Annotated in this window: 12 protein-coding genes; 5 read left to right on the plus strand and 7 right to left on the minus strand. The window is 63.7% G+C overall.

The features are described 5' to 3' along the window. Positions 1 to 23: 23 nt before the first annotated feature. Positions 24 to 1,244 carry an LL-diaminopimelate aminotransferase gene (locus TSA1_RS35610; protein WP_100180390.1) on the minus strand — a complete coding sequence of 407 codons (1,221 nt, stop codon included), beginning with the start codon at positions 1,242 to 1,244 and terminating at the stop codon, positions 24 to 26. A 216-nt stretch (positions 1,245 to 1,460) separates the two neighbouring features. Continuing rightward, the gene (locus TSA1_RS35615; RefSeq protein WP_100180391.1) at positions 1,461 to 1,736 is read right to left on the minus strand and encodes a hypothetical protein; all 276 of its coding nucleotides are present in this window, start codon (positions 1,734 to 1,736) and stop codon (positions 1,461 to 1,463) included. Between the two features lie 252 nt (positions 1,737 to 1,988). On the opposite strand from TSA1_RS35615, the gene TSA1_RS35620 reads away from it, so the two are divergent. The 3 genes from TSA1_RS35620 to TSA1_RS35630 all read left to right on the plus strand — a co-directional run bounded on the left by TSA1_RS35620 (position 1,989) and on the right by TSA1_RS35630 (position 5,147). Next, entirely contained in the window at positions 1,989 to 3,794 is a 1,806-nt protein-coding gene (locus TSA1_RS35620) for a PHA/PHB synthase family protein (RefSeq protein ID WP_174719226.1), read from the plus strand. Between the two features lie 64 nt (positions 3,795 to 3,858). After that, the gene (locus TSA1_RS35625; protein ID WP_100180393.1) at positions 3,859 to 4,257 is read left to right on the plus strand and encodes an MAPEG family protein; all 399 of its coding nucleotides are present in this window, start codon (positions 3,859 to 3,861) and stop codon (positions 4,255 to 4,257) included. Positions 4,258 to 4,280: 23 nt separating this feature from the next. Then, positions 4,281 to 5,147 carry a Rossmann-fold NAD(P)-binding domain-containing protein gene (locus TSA1_RS35630; protein ID WP_100180394.1) on the plus strand — a complete coding sequence of 289 codons (867 nt, stop codon included), beginning with the start codon at positions 4,281 to 4,283 and terminating at the stop codon, positions 5,145 to 5,147. A gap of 43 nt (positions 5,148 to 5,190) precedes the next feature. On the opposite strand, the gene TSA1_RS35635 is transcribed toward TSA1_RS35630, so the two are convergent. From TSA1_RS35635 to TSA1_RS35655, 5 genes are all read right to left on the minus strand, one after another. After that, entirely contained in the window at positions 5,191 to 5,784 is a 594-nt protein-coding gene (locus tag TSA1_RS35635) for a class I SAM-dependent methyltransferase (protein WP_100180395.1), read from the minus strand. A gap of 12 nt (positions 5,785 to 5,796) precedes the next feature. Further along, complete coding sequence (gene argC / locus TSA1_RS35640) at positions 5,797 to 6,843, minus strand: N-acetyl-gamma-glutamyl-phosphate reductase (protein WP_100180396.1); 1,047 nt, start codon at positions 6,841 to 6,843, stop codon at positions 5,797 to 5,799. Positions 6,844 to 6,869: 26 nt separating this feature from the next. Beyond that, positions 6,870 to 7,853, minus strand: a complete 984-nt coding sequence (gene argC / locus TSA1_RS35645) for an N-acetyl-gamma-glutamyl-phosphate reductase (RefSeq protein ID WP_100180397.1) — start codon at positions 7,851 to 7,853, stop codon at positions 6,870 to 6,872. Then, positions 7,850 to 8,518 (minus strand): FMN-binding negative transcriptional regulator, encoded by a 669-nt coding sequence (locus TSA1_RS35650; protein ID WP_100180398.1) that lies wholly within the window; start codon positions 8,516 to 8,518, stop codon positions 7,850 to 7,852. Before TSA1_RS35650 ends, argC (TSA1_RS35645) begins: the two co-directional genes overlap by 4 nt. A 225-nt stretch (positions 8,519 to 8,743) precedes the next feature. Continuing rightward, complete coding sequence (locus tag TSA1_RS35655; RefSeq protein WP_100180399.1) at positions 8,744 to 9,274, minus strand: DedA family protein; 531 nt, start codon at positions 9,272 to 9,274, stop codon at positions 8,744 to 8,746. 273 nt (positions 9,275 to 9,547) lie between these two features. Here TSA1_RS35655 and parE point away from each other — a divergent pair, with 273 nt between their 5' ends. Both parE and TSA1_RS35665 read left to right on the plus strand, forming a co-directional pair. Further along, the gene (gene parE, locus TSA1_RS35660) at positions 9,548 to 11,590 is read left to right on the plus strand and encodes a DNA topoisomerase IV subunit B (RefSeq protein WP_100180400.1); all 2,043 of its coding nucleotides are present in this window, start codon (positions 9,548 to 9,550) and stop codon (positions 11,588 to 11,590) included. 451 nt (positions 11,591 to 12,041) lie between these two features. After that, on the plus strand, positions 12,042 to 12,824 hold the full coding sequence (locus TSA1_RS35665) for an outer membrane protein (RefSeq protein ID WP_174719227.1): 783 nt from the start codon (positions 12,042 to 12,044) through the stop codon (positions 12,822 to 12,824). The last annotated feature ends 99 nt before the right edge of the window (positions 12,825 to 12,923 follow it).

A 12,923-nucleotide genomic window follows, 5' to 3' on the forward strand; every position in this document is an offset into this window, starting at 1 on the left:
TTAGAAAACCTGCCGAAGAGAACTTAACGCCGATTGGCGAGCGGAACGACGTTGTGCAACGTTTCGATGCCGCTTTCAAGGAAGCGGCGCACGCCGCGCGCGGCCTGCCTGATCCGTTGCTCGTTTTCCACCATGGCGATGCGGACATATCCTTCACCATGCTCGCCGAAGCCGACGCCGGGCGAGACCGCAACGCCGGATTTCTCCACCATCAGGGTCGCGAACTGCATGCTGCCGACGCTGCGGAAGGCCTCCGGCAGCGGCACCCAGGCGAACATCGAGGCTTCCGGCGGCGGAATCTCCCACCCCGCACGACCGAACGATTCCACCAGCGCATCGCGGCGCTTGCGGTAGGTGTCGCGCATCTCCTTGATGCAATCGTCCGGACCGTTCAGCGCCGCGGTCGCCGCGACCTGAACCGGTGTGAAGGCACCGTAATCGAGGTAGGATTTGACGCGGGCGAGCGCGGCGATCACGCGCTCATTGCCGACCGCAAAGCCCATGCGCCAGCCGGCCATCGAATAGGTCTTCGACATCGAGGTGAACTCGACGGTGCAGTCCATCGCGCCGGGCACCTGCAGCACCGATGGCGGCGGGTTGCTCTCGTCGAAATAGACCTCGGCATAGGCGAGATCGGACAGGATCAGGATCTCGTGCTTCTTCGCGAACGCGACGAGGTCCTTGTAGAAATCGAGGCTCGCGACATAGGCGGTCGGGTTCGAGGGATAGCAGACCACGAGCGCGAGCGGCTTGGGGATCGAATGCACGATCGCCCGCTCCACCGCCTCGAAGAACTGCGGCGTCGGCTCGGAGGGCACCGAGCGGATCACGCCGCCCGCCATCAGGAAGCCGAAGGCGTGAATCGGGTAGCTCGGGTTCGGACAGAGGATGACGTCACCGGGCGCCGTGATCGCCTGCGCCACGTTGGCAAAGCCCTCCTTCGACCCCAGCGTCGCCACGACCTGGGTGTCCGGATTGAGCTTCACGCCGAAGCGGCGGGCGTAATAGGCAGCCTGGGCCCGGCGCAGCCCGGGGATGCCGCGGGAGGCCGAGTAGCGGTCGGTGCGCGGCTTGCCCAGCGTCTCCTTCAGCTTCTCCAGCACATGCGCAGGCGCCGGCAGGTCCGGGTTGCCCATGCCGAGGTCGATGATGTCGGCGCCGGCATTCCGCGCGGCCGCCTTGGCCCGGTTGACCTGCTCGAACACGTAAGGCGGAAGGCGGCGGATGCGGTAAAATTCTTCCATGGCTCTCTGGGCTCCGGGGCAACCGGTCAGGACAGAATCGACAGAACAGGACAGCGGCCCGGAAAGGGGCTCAGTTTCGCTACAAAAATCGCTCAAAATCAAATGCTTAGAGCAATGATCGACAACGAAAACTGAAGTCGTTCGCCCTGACTGTCGGCTGAACCGAGGTCTTTTAGCACGGCAAGGCGGGGGCGCCAGCGATTACCTTGCAGCGCCTCATTTCCCCTCCTTGGCCGCGACGGCCTGACGATCGCGCGCGGCGGCAAGCTCGGCCTCGATCTTGGCACGCTGCTCCGGCGAGATGACGGCTTGATCGCGATCCGGCGGCAGGTCGTGCACCGGCAAATAGCTCCCGGGCTCCCGGGGATGCGCCTGCGCATCCGCAGGCGTCATGTCCGCCAGCTGGCTGGAACAGCCGCCCAACGCGAATGCCACGCTCAACAGCGTGGCGCAGATCAGCAGCGACTTTTGCAGGTCCCTCAATGCCGACACTTGGGAAATCCCCTACTCGTCCCAATGCAAGCTGTCGCACACTAACCCGACAACCTGCCCAAGCTCAAACCATTGCTGCCCACAAATGGTACGAGCGAGAATACATCCAAGGCCCACGGTCGAAGGGTTGCACCGCGATTGTGACAAAACCAAGAAGCTTTGTCGCAGTGCAGCACATCTTGGAGCGGGTTTAACGCCAAACATGCGAGCTTCGCGGTGACGAATACGGAATGAGTCGTTACTGTTCTGCTCATGAGTATGGCCACGACCGACACGCCCAAACCCGAGACCAAGTTCGATGCGGAAGCCTTCGCGATCAATGTCGCGCGGGCGATGGAGAGCGGCGGCAAGGCGCTCGCCGCCTATCTCAAGCCCCGCGAGAGCGGTGAGGTGCAGGATCGCCCGCCGGCCGAGCTTGCGGAAGTGGTCAAGACCTTCACCTCGGTCGCCGAATACTGGCTGTCGGATTCCTCCCGCTCGTCCGATCTGCAGACCAAGCTTGCCAAGGACTATCTCGACCTCTGGGGCTCGGCCGCGCGTCGCATGGCCGGCCAGGACGCGCCCCCTGCGATCGCGCCCTCGCCGCGCGACAAGCGCTTTGCCGACCCGGAATGGAAGTCGAACCAGTTTTTCGATTTCGTGATGCAGCTTTATCTGCTCACGACCAAATGGGCGCAGGAGCTGGTGCGCGACGCCGAGCTCGATCCGCACACCCGCCGCAAGGCCGAGTTCTACGTCCAGCAGGTCGCCAACGCGCTGTCGCCGTCCAATTTCGTGCTGACCAATCCGGAGGTGCTGCGCGAGACCGTGGCCAGCAGCGGCGAGAACCTCGCGCGCGGCCTGACCATGCTGGCCGAGGACATCGCAGCCGGAAAGGGCATGCTGAAGATCCGCCAGTCCAATCCGGACAACCTCGTCGTCGGCGTCAACATGGCGACGACGCCGGGCAAGGTGATCTACCAGAACGAGATGATGCAGCTGATCCAGTATTCGCCGACCACGGAGACGGTGCTGCGCACCCCGCTCCTGATCGTGCCGCCCTGGATCAACAAGTTCTACATCCTCGATCTCAAGCCGGAGAAATCCTACATCAAGTGGTGCGTCGACCAGGGCATCACCGTATTCGTGATCTCATGGGTCAATCCCGACAAGCGGCTCGGCAACAAGAGCTGGGAAGACTACATGAAGGAAGGCCCGCTCACGGCGATGGACGTGATCGAGAAGCTGACCGGCGAGATGAAGGTGCACACCGCCGGCTATTGCGTCGGCGGCACGATGCTCGCGACCACGCTGGCCTGGCTCGCCGAGAAGCGCCGCCAGCGCGTGTCGTCGGCGACGTTCTTTGCGGCGCAGGTCGACTTCACCCATGCCGGTGATCTCCTCGTCTTCGTCGACGAGGACCAGATCGCATCGCTCGAGCAGGACATGAAGGCGGCCGGCGTGCTCGAAGGCTCCAAGATGGCGATGGCCTTCAACATGCTGCGCTCCAACGACCTGATCTGGTCCTACGTCGTCAGCAACTACCTGAAGGGCCAGCAGCCGAGCGCGTTCGACCTGCTGCACTGGAATTCCGACGCGACGCGCATGACCGCGTCGAACCATTCCTATTATCTGCGCAATTGCTATCTGGAGAACCGCCTCTCCACCGGCACGATGGTGCTCGACAACACGCTGCTCGATCTCTCCAAGGTCAAGGTGCCCGTCTACAACCTCGCCACGCGCGAGGACCATATCGCGCCGGCGGAATCGGTGTTGTACGGCTCGCAGTTCTTCGGCGGCCCCGTGAAATACGTGCTGTCGGGTTCGGGCCATATCGCGGGCGTCGTCAATCCGCCAGCCTCGAACAAGTATCAGTACTGGACCAACGACAACATCAAGGACGTCAACGTCGCGCAGTGGATGAAGGGCGCGGTGGAGCACAAGGGTTCGTGGTGGCCGGACTGGCGCCAATGGCTGGGCGAGCTCGATCCGGAGCAGGTCCCGGCGCGCGTACCGGGGAACGAAGCATTCCCGCCGATCGAGGACGCGCCTGGCAGCTATGTCAGGGTTCGCGCATAGCGGAATCGGCTGTGCTTTCGTATAGACTTCCGCTCATCACAGCGACGACAGAGGGGACCGCACCATGACGCGCGAATTGTTCTGGTTGACACTGACGGTGATCCTGACCGGGATCCTCTGGATTCCCTACATCATCAACCGCTGCCAGGTTCGTGGCCTTTCCGGCGCCATGGCCAATCCCTCGCGCAACGACAAGCCGCAAGCGGACTGGGCGAACCGGCTGATGTTCGCGCATGACAACGCGGTCGAGAACCTCGTGATCTTCGCGCCGCTGGTGCTGATCCTGAATGCGATCGACTATTCCTCGAAATGGACCGTGCTCGCCTGCGCCGTCTATTTCTGGTCCCGCGTCGCGCATCTGATCGTCTATGCGATCGGCATCCCGGTGTTCCGCACGCTGGCCTTCACCGTCGGCTTCCTCGCCCAGGCCGTGCTGGCGCTCGCGATTTTCAAGGTGGTTTGAGAGCTCGCCCCCAAGGTGCGCCAATGCGTAGCGAAGCCAATCGGGACTTCGTTCAGTTCCACGACCTCGGCGCAGAGACGATCCTGTCCATTATCGGCCGCGCGCAGTTGCTGGCGGCCGCGTGGACTGACCGCGACATGCCGCAGAGCCTCGCTGGCAGGCGTGTCGCCCTCATCGCAGACGATGGCGGCTGGCGGAATACAACGGCCTTCGATCTCGGCGTGAGGACCATGGGCGGCATCTGTGTTCAGCCCCCGATCAGATTCAATGTCCGTGAGGGGACGGCCGATCTCGCAGGATATCTCGACAATTGGTTCGACATCCTGGTCGTGCGCACACGGGAGTTGCCGACCTTGCGCGAGCTCGCGTCGAGCGCTAAGGCCCCCGTCATCAATGCGAGAACGCGGTCAAATCACCCGTGCGAGACACTCGGCGATCTCGCTTATATCGCTGGCAAGCGCAAATCTCTGGAGGGTCTGAAGGCCGTTGGCATTGCCCCCGACGGCAATATCCTGCGGTCATGGGTCGAAGCCTCGATCTCGCTGCCGATCCAGGTGACGCAGGTCTATCAGGAAGACTGGCATATCAAGGATATCGCGAGCCCGAACTTCACCGCGAGCGCCAGTCTGGAAAGCCTGCGCGATGCGGATGTGATCATCACGGATTGCTGGCCTGATGGCGGGTCTGCTGATCAACTCTTCGAATATCAGGTATCGGCATCCCTCCTCGACCGATGCCGTTCCGACGTTATATTCCTACCCTGCCCTCCGGTGACCCGAGGCAAAGAGGTCAGCGCCGATGCGATGAGCCATCCCACGTGTCAGAGCACGTTGGCGAAGGCCTATTTGCTCCACGCGCAGAACGCGCTTCTGGAATGGGTCGCCGAATAGCTGGCGCTGGCGATCTTCAAGGTGCTGTGAGCGCGCGCCGCGCTCAGCCGCTCTTCTGCGCGACGACGAACAGCATCGATGCGGCCTTGTCGTCGAAGCCCTTGACCTCGCCGGTGTCGATCGTCAGCCCGCTCCAGTTGCCCGCCTCGGCGTAGGTCGCCCGCAGCCAGTCCGGCGAGGGATAATTGTAATAGCGGTTCAGCGTGTCGCGGCCATCGACCTCGCCGGCCTTGTAGCTGGCGTAGAAAAAGCCGGCCGGTTTCAGCGCGCGCCAGATTCGCGCAAGAATCCCGGCGAGTTCGGGTCTCGGCACATGCAGCAGGCACGCATTGGCCCAGATGGCGTCATAGGCCTCGGTCCCGTCGAGCTGTTCGAACAGCAGGGTCTCGACGGGATGGCCGAGACGGCGCGAGGCGACCTCGGCCATTTCCGGCGATCCGTCGGTGGCGCGAACAGTGAAGCCGCGCGCCAGCATCTCCGCGGTATCGCCGCCGGCGCCGCATCCGAGTTCGAGAATGGAAGCACCCGGCGCGAGCCGAGCGAGAAACGCAGTCAGTCGCGCCAGGCGCGAGGTGATCTCGCGCCTGGCATAGGCTTCGGCGTTGCCGCGGTAGAATTGCAGCGTCTCTTCGTCCACTGTCGCCTCACATCACGGGAACAGCGCGATCTGATCCAGCCCCAACGTCTCGGGCAACCCGAACATCAAGTTCATGTTCTGGATCGCCTGCCCGGCCGAGCCCTTCACCAGATTATCGAGCGTGGAAATGACGATCGCCCGGTTCTTGATGCGGTCGGCGACGACACCGATCTGCACATAGTTGGAACCGCGGACATTCTGCGTCTGCGGCAGCACGCCCTTTTTGGCGACATGCACGAAGGGTTCGTTGACGTAGGCCTGCTCGAGCGCGGCCCGCAAATCGTCGGGCGTCGCGCCATTGAGCTTTACGTAGGACGTGCAGAGCTCGCCGCGCGCCATCGGGATCAGATGCGGCGTAAAGTTCACCGTGACCGCAGAGCCGGCGGCGAGGCCGATCTCCTGCTCGATCTCGGGCGCATGCCGGTGGGTGCCGACCGAATAGGGCGAAAGCCCCTCGCCCGCCTCGCTGAACAACGTGTTCTGTTTTAGCCCGCGTCCGGCGCCGGTGACGCCCGATTTCGCGTCGATGACGATGTCGTCGACGTCGATCAGTCTGGCCTTCGCAAGCGGTACCAGCGCGAGCAGCGCCGCCGTGGGGTAGCAGCCGGGACAGGCGACGAGCCGCGCCGACGCGATTTTTTCGCGATAGAATTCGGTGAGACCGTAGACCGCCTCGCCCTGCAATTCGAGCGCCCGATGCTCATGGCCGTACCATTGCGCATAGGTGTTCTTGTCCCGAAGCCTGAAATCGGCGGACATGTCGAGGACCTTGATATCAGGATTTGCCTTCAGGACCGCGGCGATGATGTCCTGCGTGGTCCCGTGGGGCAGTCCGCAGAACACCGCATCGAGCTTGCTCCAGTCGACCTTTTCCCATTCCACGAGCCTAGGCAGCTCCAGCATGAAGAAATGCGGAAACACCTCGCTCATGGCTTTGCCGGCATGGGTATTGGCAGTGAGTGCGGTGATCTCGGCATTCGGATGCCGCGCCAACAGGCGCACCGCGTCGGCGCCGGTGTAGCCGGAGGCGCCGAGAATGCCGATTTTCTTCGTGCTCATCAGACGTTCCCTCAGCGCTGGATCGGTTACGCCTCTGCCAGCCCGAGCATCAGCCGCATGTTCTGCACGGCCGCGCCCGAGGCTCCCTTGCCGAGATTGTCCAGCCGGGCGACCAGCACCGCCTGGTGATATTTGTCGCTGGCGAAGACGTAGAGCTCGAGCATGTTGGTCTCGTTGAGCGCCTCCGGCTCGAGCCGGCCGCCCTTGGTCGCCTCGTTCTGGAGCGGCATCACCTTGACGTATTTCGAGCCGGCGTAGCGCTTGGCGAGCGCGGCCTGAAGGTCGGCACCACCAGGCTTGCCCGGCAGGGTGTCGAGCTGGAGCGGCACCGAGACCAGCATGCCCTGCCGGTAGTTGCCGACCGAGGGAATGAAGATCGGCCGCCGCGTCAGGTTCGAGTAGAGCTGCATCTCCGGCAGATGCTTGTGCTCGAAGCCGAGACCGTAGAGCTCGAAGGACGGCGCGCTGCCGTCTTCAAAGCTTGCGATCATCGACTTGCCGCCGCCGGAATAGCCGCTCACCGCGTTGACGGTGACGGGATAGTCGGACGGCAGCAGGCCGGCATCGACGATCGGCCGCAGCAGCGCGATCGCGCCGGTCGGATAGCAGCCGGGATTGGAGACCTTTCTCGCGGCCTTGATCTTGCCGGCCTGGTCCGGCGTCAGTTCCGGAAAGCCGTAGGCCCAGTCGGGCGCGACCCGGTAGGCCGTCGAGGCGTCGAGCACCTTGGGGCCCGAGGCGCCCATGCTGTCGATGAGCGCGACCGTCTCCTTTGCTGCATCGTCGGGCAGGCAGAGGATGACGAGGTCGACCTCCTCCATGAGCGCCTTCTTTGCGGCGGGATCCTTGCGCTTGTCGTCAGGGATCGTCTTCACGACGACGTCGTTCTGGTGCTTCAGCCGCTCGTTGATGCCGAGCCCGGTGGTGCCGGAGCCGCCGTCGACGAAGACGGTGGCGGGCTTCTTGGCCGCGCTGGTGGCCGGGGCTTTGGTTGTGTCCGCGAGGCTCATGGAACGCTCCTTTCGAGCTTGTTGGTTTCGGCCGCGAAGGCTTCCGGCCTCACGTCCTGCATCAGCTGCGCAATCGCTCTGGCATCGGCCGCGGGCTGCGCGCCGAGCGCATTGGCGATCGCAATATAATCGGCGTCGGATTTGTGCTGGTTGAGCTTGAAGCTGCCTTCGACCTCTTCAACCGTCATGACCAGCCCCACGATCCCCTTCTTCATGGCTTCGAGCCGGCCGGCGGTCATCTTGCCCGACGTCCACGGCTTCTTCGGCAGCAGCCAGCTCTCGAACTTGTCGCTGAGCGTGTCGATCTGCACCGCCAGCTCAGCATCCGACAACAACCGCACCGGTCCGCTCAGATGCACCGCCTGATACAGCCAGGTCGGAACCTGATCGGGCGAGACGTACCAGTCCGGCGAGACGTAGGCATCGGGGCCATTGACCGCGAGCAGCCAGGACGCATCGCCGCCCGCCAGCCTTAGCAGCGGATTGTGACGGGCGACGTGAAAGGCGGCCTGCGGCGTCCCGTCGGCGGCAAAGGTCAGATAGAACGGCAGCGGCGAGGCAACCGGTTTGTTGCCGTCAAAGGCACACATGGTGCCGAAGCCGCGCTCTTCCGCGAATTTCAGGCTCGCGGTGCGGTCTTGCTTGAAATGGGGTGGCGTGTACATCGTGGTCTCCTGCTGGGCCTCCTAGGGGGCCGCCGGATCAGATCGCGCTGACAGGAGAGAGAATGCCGCGGATCGGATCCAGCGGCAAAGACGATGATCTCAAACGCGATCGACCGCCCAAACCGCAAGACTGCGGCGGCGGCGACGGGCGAACAGGATGGTCGCGGCGTTGATCATGGCGCGGGGCTATAAGGCCGGATCTGGTCTTCGTCAAGGTTTGGAGCGTCAGATCACCCGCCAGATCCATTCCATGATCTTGGCAAGCACATCGCCGAACAGCAGGAGCACGGCGGACCACACCAGGGCGGAGATGAAATTAGCCGCCTGAAAGCTCCAATAGGGCATCTCGAAGATGCCGGCCGCGAGCGGCACCGAGGCGCGCAAGGGACCGAAGAAGCGGCCGATGAAGATGCTGGGGATGCCCCAGCTGCGCACAAAAGCCTCGCCTCGGGGCAAGAGGCCTGGATAGCGCGAGAGCGGCCACATCTCGGCGACCTTCTCCTTGTAGCGATAGCCGAACCAGTAGGAGACCCAGTCGCCCAGCGCCGCGCCGAGGCCGCCGGCGATCCAGACCGGATAAAAGCTGATGCCGCTCACCCCGATCAGCGCACCGATCGCCACCAGCGCCCCCCAGGCGGGGACCAGCAGCGAGATGAAGGCGAGCGATTCCCCGAAAGCGAGCAGGAACACGACCGGAGCCGCCCAAGTCTGGTGAGCACGCACGAAATCGGCCAGGGCGTGCGCAAACTGCTCCATCAAAAATAGCCTTCCCGCCCCGTCTCAAGGTGCTGCTCGATGAAAAGGACTGGTAAGCCAAGGGGTTGTGTGACATCAAGTCACAAAATCCGACACGACCCGGGCGGGGACGTCAAATTGCCGGGAATGGCTGGGCCTGCGGCGTAAAATCGCCGGGATTGGCTCCCAACCACACCGCCCGGCCCGCCCTGCGATAACCTTTCCTGGTCAGAAGTGGCATAGTCGGCCCAATCGATTCGCCGCTCCTGCGGCCCTCGGAACGCATCAAGATACATGTCCAAGCAGTTGAAACCCAAAGCAAAAGACGACTTTTTCGGTGGCGACGAGCCGAAGCCCCGCGCCGCCAAGGCGGCACCGCGCGGCAGCGGCGGAGAAGCCGATTACACCGCGGCCGACATCGAGGTCCTCGAAGGCCTGGAACCGGTACGGCGCCGTCCGGGCATGTATATCGGCGGCACCGACGAGAAGGCGCTGCATCATCTGTTCGCCGAAGTCATCGACAACTCGATGGACGAGGCGCTGGCGGGCCACGCGACCTTCATCGGTGTCGAGCTGAGCGCGGACGGGTTCCTGACCGTCACCGACAACGGCCGCGGCATTCCGATTGATCCGCACCCGAAATTCCCGAAGAAGTCGGCGCTCGAAGTCATCATGTGCACGCTCCACTCGGGCGGCAAGTTCGACAGCAAGGTGTACGAGACCTCGGGCGGTCTGCACGGCGTCGGCATCTCCGTGGTGAACGCCCTCTCCTCCCTGCTCGAGGTCGAGGTCGCGCGCAGCCAGAAGCTCTACCGCATGACGTTCGAGCGCGGGCACCCCAAGGGCAAGCTCGAGGATCTCGGCAAGATCAACAACCGCCGCGGCACGCGCGTGCGCTTCAAGCCCGATACCGACATCTTCGGCGCCAAGGCTGCGTTCAAGCCGCAGCGCCTGTTCAAGATGACGCGTTCCAAGGCCTATCTGTTCGGCGGCGTCGAGATCCGCTGGAACTGCGCGCCGGAGCTGCTCAAGGGCATCGAGGACGTGCCGGCGGAGGCGACGTTCCACTTCCCCGGCGGATTGAAGGATTATCTCGCCGCCGCAATCCACGCCGACACGCTGGTGCATCCCGACATCTTCTCCGGCAAGTCGGGCCGCAACGGCGCGCACGGCGCCTGCGAATGGGCGGTGGCCTGGACCGCGGATGCCGACGGCTTCCTGTCCTCCTACACCAACACCGTCCCCACTCCCGATGGCGGCACGCACGAATCCGGCCTGCGCAGCGCGCTGCTCCGCGGCCTGAAGGATCACGCCGAGCGCGTCGGCCAGGGCAAGCGCGCCTCGTCCATCACCTCGGAAGACGTGATGGTGGGTGCAGCCGTGATGCTCTCGGTGTTCGTGCGCGAGCCCGAATTCCAGGGCCAGACCAAGGACCGCCTCGCCACGGCCGAAGCGCAGCGCATCGTCGAGCAGGCGATGAAGGATCCGTTCGACCATTGGCTGTCGGGCAATCCGAACATGGCCAACCGGCTGCTGGACTTCGTGATCGACCGCGCCGAGGAGCGGCTGCGCCGCCGCCAGGAGAAGGAGACGGCGCGCAAGACCGCCGGCAAGAAGCTGCGCCTGCCCGGCAAGCTCGCCGATTGCAGCGACGCCGGCACCGAAGGCTCCGAGCTCTTCATCGTCGAGGGCGACTCGGCCGGCGGCAGCGCCAAGCAGGCGCGCGACCGCAAGACCCAGGCCGTACTGCCGCTGCGCGGCAAGATCCTCAACGTCGCCTCCGCCGGCAAGGACAAGCTGGCGGCGAACGCCCAGCTCTCCGACCTCGTGCAGGCGATCGGCTGCGGCATGCTCGCGCAATATCGCGAAGAGGATCTGCGCTACCAGCGCATCATCATCATGACCGACGCCGACGTCGACGGCGCCCACATCGCTTCCCTGCTGATCACCTTCTTCTACCAGCAGATGCGGCCGCTGATCGACCAGGGCCATCTCTTCCTGGCGGTGCCGCCGCTCTACAAGCTGACCCACGGCTCCAAGTCGGTGTACGCCCGCGACGACGCGCACAAGGCGGCGCTGATCAAGAGCGAGTTCAACGCCAACGCCAAGGTCGAGGTGAACCGCTTCAAGGGCCTCGGCGAGATGATGCCGGCGCAGCTCAAGGAAACCACGATGGATCCAGCTAAGCGCACGCTGCTCAAGGTGGTGCTGCTGCCCGACGATCGCGACACCACGGCCGATTCCGTGGAGCGGCTGATGGGTACGAAGGCGGAGGCGCGCTTCGCTTTCATCTCGGACAAGGCCGAGTTCGCCAGCGAGGAATTGCTGGACGTGTAAGGTCTCCACTGCCGTCGTATCGGGTTAGAGAGCCTCGGCGGGGAGCCGAGGCTCTTTTGTTTGACGATGCCGCCTTGTGTTTTACCTTGGCCGTCGGGGCCTGCTCTCACCCACAAGACCGGCGATTCTCCGGCCCGCTGCCGCGACTCGGCCAACGACTCACGGCGTCCGGCCGGACGGGGGAATGCCTCCATTCCGGACAGAGCGGTATTTCCTAATGAAAACTTACCCGAAAGAGGATCCCTCAAATATCATTCATCCATTTGATTTTACTTGATTATTCTCGTTTCCGGCAGCCGCACATCAAATGGGCGCCCGCCGGCGTTTTCCGGCGACTGTGCCTGCCCGGCAACAGCATTTCGGCGGGAAACGTCTATAGTCCGGTCATCAGATGAAACGAACTTCAGTGCGCTCGCGCCTGCTACGACAGACCAAGGTTGGGGATTTTGACATGAAGAAGGTTTTGCTCGCTCTGACCGCGGTTGCCGCGATGACCGGTTCGGCCTCGGCGGCCGATCTCGCTGCCCGTCCCTACGTGAAGGCCCCGGTCGTGGCGCCCGTCGCGAACTGGACCGGCTTCTACGTCTTCGGCGGTGGCGGCGGTGGCCTCTCGAACGCTGACCAGCATGTCCAGACCACGGGAACCAACACCGCGCTGACGATCGACCAGCGCCAGGGCGGCTCCGGTTGGTTCGGTACGGTCGGCGCCGGTTACGACTGGCAGTTCAGCGGCACCTGGGTCGCCGGTATTTTCGCTGACGGTCAGTTCGGAAGCATCCGCGCCACCATCCAGGATCCGATCGGCGGCCTCACTGGCAACCAGAAGCTGGAAACCTCCTGGGCCGCGGGCGCTCGCCTCGGCTGGCTGGTCGCTCCGAACGTTCTCTCCTACGTCAACGGCGGTTACTCTGGCGCCCACTTCGGCCAGACCAACTTCACCAACGTTGTTGGCACGCCGGCCGGCATTCACCTGAACAGCTACAACCGTAACGGCTGGTTCATCGGTGGCGGTGTCGAGAACAGCCTGAACATCTTCGGCATCACCTCGCCCGGCTGGTTCATGAAGACCGAGTATCGTTCGTCCTTCTACAACGCCAAGACCCAGAACGAGCTGGTCGACGGCACCAACGCGCTGGTCGGTCGCGACATCCGCGCCAACAGCTGGAACCAGACGATCTCGACCTCGCTGGTCTACCGCTTCAACTGGACCGGTCCGGTCGTCGCGAAGTACTGATCTGATCTCACGATCAAACGTCAAAGCCCCGGCATTGCCGGGGCTTTTTCGTTATGTGCCCCTCCCCCGTTCCGATGGAATCGGAACGGGGCTCTCGAT

It is taken from the genome of Bradyrhizobium nitroreducens, assembly GCF_002776695.1.
GTDB lineage: Bacteria > Pseudomonadota > Alphaproteobacteria > Rhizobiales > Xanthobacteraceae > Bradyrhizobium > Bradyrhizobium nitroreducens.